Genomic DNA, 14,426 nt, shown 5'->3' with positions numbered 1-14,426 from the left:
AACGGCCATGACGTCGCATGTATTCAAACCCAACATGCCACCGCCCAACCTGGCGGTCGGCCCTGTCGCATGGATGCGCGCCAACCTGTTTTCCAGCTGGTTCAACACCCTGCTGACCCTGCTGGCCCTGTACCTGGTGTGGCTGGTGATACCGCCGCTGCTGAGCTGGGCGTTCCTGGACGCCAACTGGACCGGCACCACCCGCGAGGACTGCACCAAGGCCGGCGCCTGCTGGGTGTTCATCGAGCAGCGCTTCGGCCAGTTCATGTACGGCTATTACCCGCAGGAACTGCGCTGGCGCGTCGACCTCACCGTGTGGCTGGCCGTGCTGGGGGCAGCGCCGCTGTTCATCCCGCGCGTGCCACGCAAGGCGGTGTATGGCCTGAGCTTCCTGGTGATCTTCCCGATCGTGGCCTACACCCTGCTGCACGGTGGCTACCTGGGCCTGGAGAACGTGGCCACCAGCCAATGGGGCGGCTTGATGCTGACCCTGGTGATCGCCACCGTGGGTATTGCCGGCGCGTTGCCGCTGGGCATTTTGCTGGCCCTGGGCCGGCGCTCGAAGATGCCGGCGGTGAAGGTGGTGTGCGTGACCTTCATCGAGTTCTGGCGCGGCGTGCCGCTGATCACCGTGCTGTTCATGTCGTCGGTGATGCTGCCGCTGTTCCTGCCCGAAGGCATGAGCTTCGACAAGCTGCTGCGCGCGCTGATCGGCGTGATCATGTTCCAGTCCGCCTACGTGGCCGAAGTGGTGCGCGGGGGCCTGCAGGCCATTCCCAAGGGCCAGTATGAGGCGGCTTCCGCCATGGGCCTGGGCTACTGGCGCAGCATGGGCCTGGTGATTCTGCCGCAGGCACTCAAGCTGGTGATTCCCGGCATCGTCAACACCTTGATCGCGTTGTTCAAGGACACCAGCCTGGTGATCATCATCGGCCTGTTCGACCTGCTCAACAGCGTCAAGCAAGCCGGTGCCGACCCCAAATGGCTGGGCATGGCCACCGAAGGCTATGTGTTTGCCGCCGCCGTTTTCTGGATTTTCTGTTTCAGTATGTCCCGCTACTCCGTGCATTTGGAGCGCAAGCTGGACACTGGCCACAAGCGTTAGGAGTGTCATCATGAGCGAAGCAATCAAACAGCCTGTGGGCGCCGATGGCATTATCCAGATGCAGGGCGTGAACAAGTGGTACGGCCAGTTCCACGTACTGAAAGACATCAACCTGAACGTCAAGCAGGGCGAGCGCATCGTGCTGTGCGGGCCGTCGGGCTCGGGCAAGTCCACCACCATCCGCTGCCTCAACCGCCTGGAAGAACACCAGCAGGGTCGCATCGTGGTGGACGGCGTGGAGCTGACCAACGACCTCAAGCAGATCGAAGCCATCCGCCGCGAAGTGGGCATGGTGTTCCAGCACTTCAACCTGTTCCCGCACCTGACCATCCTGCAGAACTGCACCCTGGCGCCCATGTGGGTGCGCAAGATGCCCAAGCGCAAGGCCGAGGAAATTGCCATGCATTACCTGGAGCGCGTGCGCATCCCGGAGCAGGCCAACAAATTCCCCGGCCAGCTCTCGGGTGGCCAGCAGCAGCGCGTGGCCATCGCCCGCGCCCTGTGCATGAAGCCCAAGATCATGCTGTTCGACGAACCGACCTCGGCGCTGGACCCGGAAATGGTGAAAGAGGTACTGGACACCATGATCGGCCTGGCCGAAGACGGCATGACCATGCTCTGCGTGACCCACGAGATGGGCTTCGCCCGCACCGTGGCCAACCGGGTGATCTTCATGGACAAGGGCGAGATCGTCGAGCAGGCAGCGCCGAACGACTTCTTCGACAACCCGCAGAACGAGCGGACGAAGTTGTTCCTGAGCCAGATTCTGCATTGATGCTGTTGATGTGATGAAAACCCGGCACTGGTGCCGGGTTTTTTTATGGGGCTTGAAAACGCGTCATGGCTCTTGGGTGCAAGCCGATGTTGTTCTGGGGCCCTTGAGATCGAGCGCCGCCCGCGCGGCGCGACGCAGCCTGGCGGCAGCATCTACATTTGTTGCAACGTGCCATGGCCTGTGGGGGCGGCGTTGCCAGCCTTTTTTGCGGCATCCTGGGCGACCGCTCAACAGATAGCTAGCAATTTACCTTGCTACGCCTTTCCTCAAACTTTACCCTTCTGTCTTGCCCGCGATTACCTATAGATATTCAAAGCGGGGCCTCTGCAATTCCAGGAACCTGCCTTATGCCCAGCCAAACCACCGAGACGCTCAGCGCCTCCGCCGACCAACCCGCCGCCCTGCCCAAACCCTGGCTCCTGCTGCTGGGCCTGGTGCTGGTGGCCCTGAACCTGCGCCCGGCGCTGTCGAGCATGGCGCCGCTGTTGGACCAGGTGTCCGACAGCCTGGGCCTGAGCGCCGCCACTGCCGGCTTGCTGACTACGCTGCCGGTGCTGTGCCTGGGGCTGTTCGCGCCCTTGGCGCCGATTCTCTCGCGGCGTTTCGGCGCCGAGCGGGTGGTGCTGGGTGTGCTGTTGCTGCTGGCGGCGGGCATCGCCCTGCGCAGCCAGTTCGCGGTGGTCGGGCTGTTCGCCGGCAGCGTGCTGTCGGGGGCCAGCATCGGCATCATCGGCGTGCTGCTGCCGGGCATCGTCAAGCGCGACTTCCCGAAGAACGCCGGCACCATGACCGGCGTCTACACCATGGCCCTGTGCCTGGGCGCCGCCCTGGCGGCCGGTAGCAGCGTGCCGCTGGCCGAGGTGTTCGACAACCGCTGGACCGTGGGCCTGGGCTTCTGGGTGCTGCCGGCGCTGGCGGCCGCGGTGTTCTGGCTGCCCCAGGCACGCCAGAAGCACGGCGCGCACCATGCCGCCTACCGCGTGCGCGGCCTGTTCCGTGACCGCCTGGCTTGGCAGGTGACGCTGTTCATGGGGCTACAGTCGTCACTGGCCTACATCGTCTTCGGTTGGCTGCCGTCGATGCTCATGGGCCGTGGCCTGGGCGCCGCCGAAGCGGGGCTGGTGATGTCGTTCTCGATCATCATCCAGCTCGGCAGCTCGCTGATCGCGCCCTGGCTGGCCACCCGTGGCAAGGATCAGCGCATCGCCATCGTCACGGTGATGGGCCTGACCCTGGCCGGGCTGTTCGGCTGCCTCTACGCGCCGCTGGGCGGCCTGTGGGCCTGGGCCGTGGTGCTGGGGCTGGGGCAGGGCGCCATGTTCGCCGTGGCGCTGACCCTGATCGTGCTGCGTGCCAGCGACTCGCACGTGGCCGCCAACCTGTCGAGCATGGCCCAGGGCGTAGGCTACACCCTGGCGTCCATGGGCCCGCTGGCGGTGGGCCTGGTGCACGACTGGACCGGCGGCTGGAGCGCCGTGGGCTGGATCTTCGCCGTGATCGGCAGCCTGGCGATCATCGCCGGCATGGGCGCCGGGCGTTCGTTGCACGTGCAGGTCACCAGCGAGAAGATCTGACCTGCTAGGATGGCACTCTACCAAGGAGAGTGCCGCCCATGAGCGAAGCCAACGCAGCCCAGATCACCCGTTTCTACCTGGCCTTCCAGCGCCTGGACGCCGAGGCCATGGCGGCCTGCTACACCGATGACGTGGTGTTCAGCGACCCGGCCTTCGGCACGCTGCGCGGCAAGGACGCCGGCGACATGTGGCGCATGCTGGCCGCGCGCGCCAAGGACTTCTCCCTGACCTTCGACCACGTGCATGCCGGCGACAGCACCGGCGCCGCGCGCTGGGTGGCCACTTACCTGTTCAGCCAGACCGGCCGCACCGTGGTCAACCACATCCACGCCCGCTTCGTGTTCCGCGACGGCAAGATCTGCGAGCACCACGACCACTTCGACTTCTGGCGCTGGTCGCGCCAGGCCCTGGGCACCCCGGGCCTGCTGCTGGGCTGGTCGCCGCTACTCAAGGGCAAGGTCCGGCAGCAGGCGTTGAAGGGCTTGCGGGCGTTTCAGGCTGGGCGCGGCTGATCAGCCTTCAGCCTTGACCACCTGGTCCTTGGGGTCGTAGGCAAAGCGCGCCGCCGTGCCGTTGGCCGGCAGGCTGATGCTGATCACCGGGACGAACCGGCCGGCCTCGCGCTGCCAGTCGCGCTGCACCCGTTGGGCGTCTTCGCGGCCGGCGGTGTTGCCGGCGATGTAGAAGAAGGACTGGATTGGCAGTTCCTTGAAGCGGCTTTCGCTCCAGGTCTGGATCATCACCTCGTTCCAGGCGAAGGGGCGGTCCTTCATCAGTTGCATGACCCGCAACGTCTCATGGAAGTTTTTCGCCCCGGTGGCGCCCAGGCGGTCGCGAATGTCGAAGGCGCATTGGGCTGCATAGCGGTAGTCCGGGTTGCCGGCCCAGCGGTCGATCACTTCCGGGTCGGGGGAGGCGTTGTAGTGGGCGATCCATTGCTCGGCGGTGTTTATGCCCACGGCATCGCACAGGTTTTCCTTCACCTGCGGCGTGCGCTGGTTGTCGCCACAGCCGCCTTTACCACGCTCCCAGGTGTCGCCATCGGTGGGGAAGGCGCACAGTGGGTTGTAGGCCATGGTGCCGGTGGCGCGCTGGTCCAGCGGCGCCAGGGTGTAGCCGCTGCGCGCGCTCTCGGCCAACGCGCGGATGGGCGCATCGGCCCTGAGGTAGGAGAACGACACGCCGCGCTTGGCCACGGCGTTGGGGCTGTTGTTCCAGGTGTAGTACTTGTCCGACGGCTTGGTCACCCGCAGCAACACCCCCGAGCAGGCATAGGCCGGCTTGCCGTCGCAAGCCTGGCGGGTGTCATCGTAGGCAGCCTGCATGGCGGCGGCGGTGCGCGACCCCAGGTCGGCCTGGGCGGTGCCGGCCACGGCCAGCGCGCAGGCCAGCAGGGCGTGAGTGGCGTAAGTCAGTTTCATGATGTGCAGCCTCATTGTGTGTGAGCTGCCTACGGTATTTTCCGTAGCCTGCGACGTATGTCGCCCGCTGGCGGCAGGCTTGAGTAAAAAAGCGCCGCCGTGCCTGGCCGAGCGAGGCGCATGGCGTAGGAATGCGTGAGAAAGGGGATTGTTCCTCTGCGGAATTGGTAGAATCGAACCCCTCATGAAACCGGTCCAGCCTGCGTGATCGACAGCCCACCGCCTCCTTCCAAGCCCTGGTACGTCTACCTGGTGCGCGCTGCCAATGGCGCGCTGTACTGCGGCATCAGCGACAACCCCCAGCGCCGCTTCGCCCAGCACCAGAGCGGCAAGGGCGCACGCTTCTTCGCCTCCAGCCCCGCCACCGCGCTGGTGTACGTGGAGTGCTGGCCCGACAAGGGCGAGGCCCTGCGCCAGGAGCGGCTGATCAAGCGGCTGCGCAAGAGCGCGAAGGAGCGGTTGGTGGCGTCGTATGTGGCGAGTGATGTGAGTAATGAGGCGCTGACGGGCTGACGCGGACTAGGTCGTAATATTCGGCGACGGTTTCGTTGTTTGCGTATCGCCAAAATGGCGATACGTTCGTATGATGTCTACTAAACACCGAATCCGTGAGAAGTACCGTATCGAATTACGGGAGAGAGATCATTTGCCTCCGCATGTGCATTTGACTGGCGGCGGTGTTGATGTCGTGATCTGTCTCGAAACCGTCGTGGTCACGCAGGGCAAAGCTCCTTCAGGGATATTGCGGGAAGCCTTGGAGTGGGTTTCGGCCAATCAGCCTGAGCTATTGAAGGAGTGGAATAAATGGCATCGATGAAACGCCCCCGCCTGCGGGCTGTGCAGGCACTTTGCGGTGCAGCCCTGGCACTGACCTTTACTAATGGGCAGCAGTTCAAGCTGGATATGCGTGATAGCCTCAAGTTTTATCCAGGCCTCAAGCCCCTGTCCGATGCCGAGGCGTTCAGCGGTGCAGTCCTGGGCGACGCTGGCTGGACAGTGGAGTGGCCCGAGCTCGATATTCAAATAGGTGCCGATACGCTGTTTCTTGATGCCCTTGCCCAAGCGGCGCCAGATGAAAATACCCGTCTGTTCATTCGCTGGCGGCTACGGCACCGAATGACGCTGGAACAGGCCGCAGAAGCTTTAGGCGTGAGTTCGCGTAGCATCAGCCGGTATAGCAGTGGACGCGAGCCTGTTCCGAGGACATTGGCTTTAGCGTGCCTGGGCTGGGAAACCCTTGAGCATCCGCACGCTGCCTGATCACTGGAAGTGATGACCCCCTATCAGCCTGATCAGGTAGGCCATCCCCGCCCACACGGGTAAGCTTGGGGTTTACCCCTCGTGGCGGAGCCGACGATGACCGAGCTGATCCTGCATCACTACCCAACATCCCCGTTCGCCGAAAAGACTCGCCTGATGCTGGGCTTCAAGGGCCTGTCATGGCGCTCTGTGCTGATTTCGCCGGTGATGCCCAAGCCTGACCTGGTGGCGCTGACCGGCGGCTACCGCAAGACCCCAGTGCTGCAGGTAGGCGCGGATATCTACTGCGACACGGCGTTGATCGCCCGTCGCCTGGACCAGGAAAAAGCCCTGCCGGCGTTCTTCCCCGAAGGCCAGGAATTCACCGTCGCCACCTTTGCCGCCTGGGCCGACTCGGTGCTGTTCCAGCACGCCGTCAGCCTGGTGTTCCAGCCCGAGTCGGTGGCGGTGCGCTTTGCCCGCCTGCCGCCGGAAGCGATCAAGGCGTTCGTCGCCGACCGTGCCCAGCTGTTCAGCGGCGGCACCGCCAGCAGGCTGCCGCTGGAGCAGGCCAAACACCAGTGGCCGGTGTTCATGGCGCGCCTGGAGCAGCAGTTGCAGCGCGAAGAGCGCGACTACCTGTTTGGCGAACCGTCTATTGCCGACTTCGCCGTGGCCCACCCGCTGTGGTTCCTCAAGGGCACGCCGGTGACCTCGCCGTTGGTGGATGAGTACCCGGCCGTGCATGCCTGGTTGGGCCGGGTGCTGGGCTTCGGGCATGGCGCCTACAGTGAGCTGAGTGCCGAAGAGGCCCTGGAAATTGCCCGCTCCACTGCGCCGGCGCCTTTGCCGGAAGACGGCTTTAGCGACCCGAACGGTTTCAAGGTGGGCGACCAGGTGAGCGTTGCGGCCATCGACTATGGCGTCGACCCGGTGGTGGGCGAGTTGCTGTACGCCGGCGCCGAGGAGCTGATAGTGCGCCGCGAAGACCCCAGGGCGGGCGTGGTGCACGTGCACTTCCCGCGCCTGGGGTTCAAGCTGGAGAAACATTAATCTCGATTCATGCTTATCCTGTAGCCGCTGCCGTCAGGCTGCGCTGGCCCGCGCCCACGCTGGAGAGCTTCAGTGTACTCCAGGGCCAGCGCAGCCTGACGGCAGCGGCTACGAGGGTGTGGTGTTACGGGCGCTGGAGGGCTTGCAGGATCTGCGCTTCGTCGTATTGGCGCAGTAGCGTGCCATTCACGTCCAGCATCGGTATCCCACGCCCGCCCAGCGTCTCGTAGCGCTTGCGCGCCTCCAGGTCCTTGTCGATGTCGAACTCCTTGTAGGCCACGCCCTGGCGGTCCAGCAAGCGCCTGAAATCCTTGCAGTAGTCACACCAGTCGGTGGCGTACAGGGTGACCTGGGCGTTGGCGCGCGCCTGCGCCGAGAGCTGCGAGGTGGGGTTGAAGAAGGCCTCGATCTTGCCCCACTGCTGGAAGATCACCACCACCAGCAGGATGGGCAGCACGCGCTTGAGGGTCTTGTTCAGCACCCGCTCAGTCCTTGCGACGCTTGAGCTGGTCGGTGAGCTGAGTGGGCAGGCCCTTGATGATCAGGGTGCCGGCTTCTTCGTCGTACTCGATCTTGGAGCCCAGCAGGTGCGCCTCGAAGCTGATGGACAGGCCTTCGGCGCGGCCGGTGAAGCGGCGGAACTGGTTGAGGGTGCGTTTGTCCGCCGGGATCTCCGGCGACAGGCCGTAGTCCTTGTTGCGGATGTGGTCGTAGAAGGCGCGCGGGCGGTCTTCGTCGATCAGCCCGGAGAGCTCTTCCAGGGCCACCGGTTCGCCGTGCTTGGTCTGGGTGGTGGCGTAGTCCACCAGCGCCTGGGTCTTCTCGCGGGCGGCTTCCTCGGGCAGGTCCTCGCTTTCCACGAAGTCACTGAAGGCCTTGAGCAGGGTGCGGGTCTCGCCCGGGCCGTCGACGCCTTCCTGGCAGCCGATGAAGTCGCGGAAGTACTCCGAGACCTTCTTGCCGTTCTTGCCCTTGATGAACGAGATGTACTGCTTGGAGTTCTTGTTGTTCTGCCACTCGGAAATGTTGATGCGCGCCGCCAGGTGCAACTGGCCCAGGTCCAGGTGGCGCGAGGGGGTCACGTCCAGCTCGGCGTTCACCGCCACGCCTTCGCTGTGGTGCAGCAGGGCGATGGCCAGGTAGTCGGTCATGCCTTGCTGGTAATGGGCGAACAGCACGTGGCCGCCGGTGGACAGGTTGGACTCTTCCATCAGCTTCTGCAGGTGTTCCACCGCCGTGCGGCTGAATGCGGTGAAGTCCTGCTCGGCGTCCATGTACTGCTTCAGCCAGCCGCTGAACGGGTGGGCGCCGGACTCGGCGTGGAAGAAGCCCCACGCCTTGCCTTGCTTGGCGTTGTAGCTGTCGTTGAGGTCGGCCAGCAGGTTCTCGATGGCCTGGGATTCGGCCAGTTCCGAGTCGCGGGCGTGGAGCACGGCAGGGGTGCCGTCGGGTTTCTTTTCGATCAGGTGGACAATGCAGTGACGGATCGGCATGGGGCTTCTCGGTTCGTCGAAAGGGGCAGGGCAGGGGCGAGCAGGTCGGCCGTGCGCAAAGGCGCCAAGTGTAACGCAACTGGGGGTTTGGCGGCCCGGCTGGGCCGTTTCAGCCTGTGATTTAGAGACTTTTGTCTATTTTTCAACCAAACCAGTGATAAACCTGAACAAATGGCCAGGTAGAGGCGGATATTTCTGTTTCTGTGTGCTAGTTTTGCCCGGTCTTGCGCTCCACAAGGGCGCATCGCCCGCAGATAGCTGCCGTCAGGTCGAACCAAATACCGATTTGTGCATCTACATTCGCGATTGGCGTGACTGTAGACCGATTGCCGAACCCCAGGGGTTACGGCGTTTTTGACTGATGTTGCACTCTGCAATCCAACTGAATTTGATAGGGAAGGAACACCACCATGGCATTGACCAAAGACCAACTGATCGCCGACATCGCTGAAGCCATCGACGCGCCGAAAACCACCGCGCGCAATGCTCTCGAGCAACTGGGCCAGATCGTTGCCGACCAGCTGGAAAATGGCAGCGAAATCACCCTGCCAGGCATTGGCAAGCTGAAAATCTCCGAGCGTCCAGCTCGTACCGGCCGTAACCCTTCGACTGGCGCACCGATCGAAATCGCTGCCAAGAAAGTCGTCAAGTTTGTTCCAGCCAAAGTGCTGACTGATTCGGTTAACAAGTAATCTTGTAACCCGTCATGAAAAAGCCGTGACCGGGGCAACCCGGTCACGGCTTTTTTGTGCCCGCAATCCCCGTAGCAGCGGCCGCCAGGCCGCGTCCTGGGCACCGCGGTGGCCCCGGACGCAGCCTTCGGCAGCTGCTACGGGTACCAGGTTTGCTGCTGGGCGTCGGTCTGGAAGGTCCAGGCCACGAAGCGGCTTTGCTTCTGCCCCTGGCCCATTTCAACCACCTGCACCTGCAGCGCGCCGGCCTTTTTCAGCGCCAACTGGATCGGTGGCAGGTTCGAGGCCTTGGACACCAGGGTGCTGAACCACAGCACCTGTTGGCCCACTGCCACGCTCTCGTTGATCAGTTGGGTAACGAACCGGATCTCGCCGCCCTCGCACCACAACTCGTTGCTCTGGCCACCGAAGTTCAGCACCGGCAGCTTGCGCTTGGGGTCGGCCTTGCCCAGGGCGCGCCATTTGCGTTGGCTGCCGCGGGTGGCTTCTTCCAGCGAGGCGTGGAAGGGCGGGTTGCACAGGGTCAGGTCGAAGCGCTCGTCAGGCTTCAGCAGCCCGGTGAGGATGTGCTTCGGGTTGCCCTGCTGGCGCAGGCTGATGCCCTTGTCCAGCTTGTTGGCCTGCACGATGGCCTTGGCCGACGCCAGGGCCACGCTGTCGATGTCGGAGCCGGTGAACTGCCAGCGGTAGTCGCTGTGGCCCAGCAGCGGGTAGATGCAGTTGGCACCCGTGCCGATGTCCAGCGCGCGCACCGAGCTGCCACGGGGAATCTCGCCACCGTTGGTTTCGGCCAGCAGGTCGGCTGCAGCGTGTATGTAGTCGGCGCGCCCGGGAATGGGCGGGCACAGGTAGCCCTCCGGGATCGTCCAGTGCTGGATGCCGTACAGGGCCTTGAGCAGGGCACGGTTGAACACCTTGACCGCCGCCGGGTTGGCGAAGTCGATGCTTTCCTTGCCATAGGGGTTGAGGATCACGTACTGGCCAAGCTCGGGGCTGCTCTTGATCAGTTGCGGGAAGTCGTAACGGCCTTGATGGCGGTTGCGGGGGTGGAAGGTGGGCTTGCTGGGGGCGGACATGAGGGGAAACTTCCGTTGTCCGTGCTGGCCCCATCGCGACCAAGGTCGGCTCCTACAGGGTAGGAGCCGACCTTGGTCGCGATGGGGCCGCCGGAGGGTTTACAGGCTGGCGATGCGCGCGTGCTGCTCGGCCAGCTTGCTCAGGGCTTGCTCGGCCTCGGCCATCTTCGCGCGCTCCTTGTCGATCACCGCAGGCGGTGCCTTGTCGACGAAGGCGGCGTTGGACAGCTTGCCACCCACGCGGGCCACTTCACCCTGCAGGCGCTGGATTTCCTTGTCCAGGCGCGCAAGTTCAGCGTCCTTGTCGATCAGGCCGGCCATGGGCACCAGCACTTCCAGCTCGCCCACCAGCGCGGTGGCGCTCAGGGGGGCTTCGGCGCCGGCGTCCAGCACGGTGATGGCTTCGAGCTTGGCCAGCTTCTTCAGCAGGGCTTCGTTCTCGACCAGGCGGCGCTTGTCTTCGGCGCTGGCGTTCTTCAGGAACAGCGCCAGGGGCTTGCCCGGGCCGATGTTCATTTCGCCACGGATGTTGCGCACGCCCAGCATCAGGCCCTTCAGCCACTCGATGTCCTGCTCTGCGGCCTCGTCGATGCGTGCTTCGTTGGCCACTGGCCAAGGTTGCAGCATGATGGTCTTGCCCTCGGCACCGACCAGCGGCGCCAGGCGCTGCCAGATTTCCTCGGTGATGAACGGCATGAACGGGTGCGCCAGGCGCATGGCTACTTCCAGCACGCGCACCAGGGTGCGACGGGTGCCGCGCTGGCGCTCCACCGGGGCGTTCTCGTCCCACAGCACAGGCTTGGACAGCTCCAGGTACCAGTCGCAGTACTGGTTCCAGATGAACTCGTACAGGGCCTGGGCGGCCAGGTCGAAGCGGAACTGGTCCAGCTGGCGGGTCACTTCGGCTTCGGTGCGCTGCAGCTGCGAGATGATCCAGCGGTCCGCCAGGGACAGCTCGTAGGCCTCGCCGTTCTGGCCGCAGTCCTCGCCCTTGTCCAGCACGTAGCGGGTGGCGTTCCAGATCTTGTTGCAGAAGTTGCGGTAGCCTTCCACGCGGCCCATGTCGAACTTGATGTCGCGGCCGGTGGACGCCAGCGAGCAGAAGGTGAAGCGCAGGGCGTCGGTGCCGTAGCTGGCGATGCCGTCGGCGAACTCGTCGCGGGTCTGCTTCTCGATCTTCTTCGCCAGTTTGGGCTGCATCAGGCCGTTGGTGCGCTTCTGCACCAGGGCTTCCAGCTCGATGCCGTCGATGATGTCCAGCGGGTCGAGCACGTTGCCCTTGGACTTGGACATCTTCTGGCCCTGGCCATCACGCACCAGGCCGTGCACGTAGACGGTCTTGAACGGTACCTGCGGGGTGCCGTCCGGGTCTTTCACCAGGTGCATGGTCAGCATGATCATCCGGGCGACCCAGAAGAAGATGATGTCGAAGCCGGTGACCAGCACGTCGGTGGAGTGGAATTTCTTCAGGAACTCGGTCTGTTCCGGCCAGCCCAGGGTGGAGAAGGTCCACAGGCCCGAACTGAACCAGGTGTCGAGCACGTCGTTGTCCTGGTTTAGGACCACGTCGGCGCCCAGGCCGTGCTTGGCGCGCACTTCTTCTTCGCTGCGGCCCACGTAGACCTTGCCGGACTCGTCGTACCAGGCTGGAATGCGGTGGCCCCACCACAGCTGGCGGCTGATGCACCAGTCCTGGATGTCACGCATCCACGAGAAGTACATGTTTTCGTACTGCTTGGGCACGAACTGGATGCGGCCGTCTTCCACGGCGGCGATCGCAGGCTCGGCCAGCGGCTTGGTGGACACGTACCACTGGTCGGTCAGCCACGGCTCGATGATGGTGCCCGAGCGGTCGCCCTTCGGCACTTTCAGCGCATGGTCGTCGACGCTCACCAGCAGGCCGGCGGCGTCGAAGGCAGCGACGATCTGCTTGCGCGCCTCGAAGCGGTCCAGGCCGGCGTATTCGGCCGGCAGGGTGCCGTCGACGCTGTCGTTCAGCGTGCCGTCCAGGTTGAACACCTGGGCAGCCGGCAGCACGTTGGCGTTCTTGTCGAAGATGTTCAGCAGCGGCAGGTTGTGGCGCTTGCCGACTTCGTAGTCGTTGAAATCGTGGGCCGGGGTGATCTTCACGCAGCCGGTGCCGAACTCAGGGTCGCAGTAGTCGTCGGCGATGATCGGGATGCGGCGGCCAACCAGCGGCAGCTCGACGAACTTGCCGATCAGGGCCTGGTAGCGCGGATCGTTCGGGTTCACGGCCACGGCCGCGTCACCCAGCATGGTTTCCGGACGAGTGGTAGCGACGATCAGGTAATCCAGGCCCTCGGCGGTCTTGGCGCCGTCGGCCAGCGGGTAGCGCAGGTTCCACAGCGAGCCTTTCTCGTCGTGGTTCTCCACTTCCAGGTCGGAAATCGCCGTGTGCAGCTTGGTGTCCCAGTTGACCAGGCGCTTGCCGCGGTAGATCAGGCCGTCTTCGTGCAGGCGCACGAAGGCTTCCTTCACCGCTTCCGACAGGCCGTCGTCCATGGTGAAGCGCTCGCGGCTCCAGTCCACGGACGAGCCCAGGCGGCGGATCTGGCGGCTGATGTTGCCACCCGACTGGTCCTTCCATTCCCAGACTTTCTCCAGGAACTTCTCGCGGCCCAGGTCATGACGGTTCTGGCCCTGGGCTTCGAGCTGGCGCTCCACCAGCATCTGGGTGGCGATACCGGCGTGGTCGGTGCCCGGCTGCCACAGGGTGTTGCGACCCTGCATGCGGCGGAAACGGATCAGGGCGTCCATGATCGCGTTGTTGAAACCATGGCCCATGTGCAGGCTGCCGGTGACGTTCGGCGGCGGGATCATGATGGTGTACGAGTCGCCCGCGCCTTGCGGAGCGAAATAGTTCTCGGACTCCCAGGTCTGGTACCAGGAAGTTTCAATGGCGTGCGGCTGGTAGGTCTTATCCATGCTCGGCGGGACCCTAATAGGCATTTATTCAGGAAAGCCGATTAGTATAACGGGGATAGGCCGGGATCGGTAGGCATGTAGCCGCTGCCGCAGCCTGCGCTGGCCCCTGAGTGCGCTGGAGATCTTCAGCGAGGTAGAGGGCCAGCGCAGCCTGCGGCAGCGGCTACGGCATGGCAGCGTTACGGGTTGAGCAGCCGTTCCATGCGCGCTTCCAGGCGGCGCTTGATCTCGGTCTCGATGTGCGGCGCGAAGTCGTCGATCACGTCCTGCATGATCAATTGCGCGGCGGCGCGCAGTTCGGCGTCCAGGTGCAGCAGGGTGTCCTGGCGGTTCTGCGCGGGGGTGGCCGGCTCGGGGGCGGGCGGCGGCTCGGGTGGTGCGGCCTGGGCCTGGGCCTCGGCGCGTTGCTGGGCTTCGAGCTGGTCGAAGAGCAGCGGGATCTGTTCGGCGCTGACCACGGTGTCGGTCAGCAGCGGCGGTTGCAGGGTGTCATCGCCGAGCAGCTTGCGGATCGACTCGAGGTCGTCCAGCAGGTGCACGGACTTGGGCAGCTTGTTTGCAGTGTCCATCGTTGGCTCAGAGTCGCTGTAAGCGGTGATCTTGCAGAGGATAGCCCTGTTCACGGTAGAAACGGAAACTCTCCCGTGCGGCCTGACGAATAGCAGGGTCTTCGACCACCACCTCGGCCACGCGGGCGAAGCGGCCGGCGAAGGCCGGTACCTTGAGGTCCAGGTTCACCAGCAGGTCCTGGTGGCTGGCGGGTGCGTCGGCAAGGCCCAGGACGATGACGGCGTCCGGGTCTTGTTCTGCCAGGCTGTGGGGCACGAAGCTTTCGCCCTTGAAGGCCCACAGGCGGGCGTCGAGTTGCTCGCGCTGCTCGGCGTCGCTGCAGTGCAGGTACACCCGGTGGCCCAGGCGCCAGGCCTTTTCCACCAGCTTGCAGGCGAAGTCCAGGCGCGCTGCGGGCAGCGGGCTGGGCAAAATGTAGAAGTCGACTTTGGTCATGTTGGGTCCATGTGCGGCGCTGGTGACGCGGCCTGGCGGCCGCAGCT

16 protein-coding genes are annotated in these 14,426 nt (G+C 64.4%); 9 read left to right on the top strand and 7 right to left on the bottom strand.

The genetic code is table 11. From position 1 onward, the window contains the following. Nucleotides 1-7: 7 nt before the first annotated feature. From AC0Z2B_RS02745 to AC0Z2B_RS02730, 4 genes are all read left to right on the top strand, one after another. Entirely contained in the window at nt 8-1,105 is a 1,098-nt protein-coding gene (locus AC0Z2B_RS02745) for an amino acid ABC transporter permease (protein WP_416422627.1), read from the top strand. 10 nt (nt 1,106-1,115) lie between these two features. Further along, nucleotides 1,116-1,880: an amino acid ABC transporter ATP-binding protein gene (locus tag AC0Z2B_RS02740; RefSeq protein ID WP_158157103.1), complete on the top strand. Its 765-nt coding sequence runs from the start codon at nt 1,116-1,118 to the stop codon at nt 1,878-1,880. Between the two features lie 347 nt (nt 1,881-2,227). Then, a complete protein-coding gene (locus tag AC0Z2B_RS02735; RefSeq protein ID WP_476295024.1) occupies nt 2,228-3,454 on the top strand; it encodes a CynX/NimT family MFS transporter in 1,227 nt (408 codons plus the stop codon). A 38-nt stretch (nt 3,455-3,492) separates the two neighbouring features. Next, nucleotides 3,493-3,966: a nuclear transport factor 2 family protein gene (locus AC0Z2B_RS02730; protein ID WP_476295022.1), complete on the top strand. Its 474-nt coding sequence runs from the start codon at nt 3,493-3,495 to the stop codon at nt 3,964-3,966. Here AC0Z2B_RS02730 and AC0Z2B_RS02725 read toward each other — a convergent pair whose 3' ends face one another. Next, nucleotides 3,967-4,875, bottom strand: a complete 909-nt coding sequence (locus AC0Z2B_RS02725) for a hypothetical protein (protein WP_476295020.1) — start codon at nt 4,873-4,875, stop codon at nt 3,967-3,969. A gap of 204 nt (nt 4,876-5,079) precedes the next feature. Here AC0Z2B_RS02725 and AC0Z2B_RS02720 point away from each other — a divergent pair, with 204 nt between their 5' ends. The 4 genes from AC0Z2B_RS02720 (at nt 5,080) to AC0Z2B_RS02705 (ending at nt 7,167) form a co-directional block, all read left to right on the top strand. Next, nucleotides 5,080-5,388 (top strand): GIY-YIG nuclease family protein, encoded by a 309-nt coding sequence (locus AC0Z2B_RS02720; protein WP_476295018.1) that lies wholly within the window; start codon nt 5,080-5,082, stop codon nt 5,386-5,388. A gap of 73 nt (nt 5,389-5,461) precedes the next feature. Then, a complete protein-coding gene (locus AC0Z2B_RS02715; protein ID WP_476295143.1) occupies nt 5,462-5,692 on the top strand; it encodes a DUF4160 domain-containing protein in 231 nt (76 codons plus the stop codon). After that, the gene (locus AC0Z2B_RS02710) at nt 5,680-6,135 is read left to right on the top strand and encodes a DUF2442 domain-containing protein (RefSeq protein ID WP_476295016.1); all 456 of its coding nucleotides are present in this window, start codon (nt 5,680-5,682) and stop codon (nt 6,133-6,135) included. The genes AC0Z2B_RS02715 and AC0Z2B_RS02710 overlap by 13 nt, the downstream gene beginning before the upstream one ends. Before the next feature lie 96 nt (nt 6,136-6,231). Further along, on the top strand, nt 6,232-7,167 hold the full coding sequence (locus AC0Z2B_RS02705) for a glutathione S-transferase family protein (RefSeq protein WP_476295014.1): 936 nt from the start codon (nt 6,232-6,234) through the stop codon (nt 7,165-7,167). Nucleotides 7,168-7,291: 124 nt separating this feature from the next. On the opposite strand, the gene AC0Z2B_RS02700 is transcribed toward AC0Z2B_RS02705, so the two are convergent. After that, on the bottom strand, nt 7,292-7,648 hold the full coding sequence (locus tag AC0Z2B_RS02700; RefSeq protein ID WP_476295012.1) for a glutaredoxin family protein: 357 nt from the start codon (nt 7,646-7,648) through the stop codon (nt 7,292-7,294). Between the two features lie 4 nt (nt 7,649-7,652). Next, nucleotides 7,653-8,660, bottom strand: a complete 1,008-nt coding sequence (gene yejK / locus AC0Z2B_RS02695) for a nucleoid-associated protein YejK (RefSeq protein WP_473005469.1) — start codon at nt 8,658-8,660, stop codon at nt 7,653-7,655. Nucleotides 8,661-9,070: 410 nt separating this feature from the next. Here yejK and AC0Z2B_RS02690 point away from each other — a divergent pair, with 410 nt between their 5' ends. Continuing rightward, nucleotides 9,071-9,352 (top strand): HU family DNA-binding protein, encoded by a 282-nt coding sequence (locus AC0Z2B_RS02690; protein WP_416422635.1) that lies wholly within the window; start codon nt 9,071-9,073, stop codon nt 9,350-9,352. Nucleotides 9,353-9,489: 137 nt separating this feature from the next. On the opposite strand, the gene rlmF is transcribed toward AC0Z2B_RS02690, so the two are convergent. From rlmF to AC0Z2B_RS02670, 4 genes are all read right to left on the bottom strand, one after another. After that, nucleotides 9,490-10,428: a 23S rRNA (adenine(1618)-N(6))-methyltransferase RlmF gene (gene rlmF, locus AC0Z2B_RS02685; protein WP_476295011.1), complete on the bottom strand. Its 939-nt coding sequence runs from the start codon at nt 10,426-10,428 to the stop codon at nt 9,490-9,492. Nucleotides 10,429-10,527: 99 nt separating this feature from the next. Further along, on the bottom strand, nt 10,528-13,374 hold the full coding sequence (locus tag AC0Z2B_RS02680) for a valine--tRNA ligase (RefSeq protein ID WP_476295009.1): 2,847 nt from the start codon (nt 13,372-13,374) through the stop codon (nt 10,528-10,530). Between the two features lie 179 nt (nt 13,375-13,553). Then, nucleotides 13,554-13,943 carry a DNA polymerase III subunit chi gene (locus tag AC0Z2B_RS02675; RefSeq protein WP_473005472.1) on the bottom strand — a complete coding sequence of 130 codons (390 nt, stop codon included), beginning with the start codon at nt 13,941-13,943 and terminating at the stop codon, nt 13,554-13,556. A 7-nt stretch (nt 13,944-13,950) separates the two neighbouring features. Beyond that, entirely contained in the window at nt 13,951-14,379 is a 429-nt protein-coding gene (locus tag AC0Z2B_RS02670; protein ID WP_476295008.1) for a DNA polymerase III subunit chi, read from the bottom strand. Between the last annotated feature and the right edge of the window lie 47 nt (nt 14,380-14,426).

The organism is Pseudomonas sp. GYB4201 (genome assembly GCF_056312595.1).
Note: the sequence above shows the minus strand (reverse complement) of the source record. Positions and strands in the feature narration are given on the sequence as shown.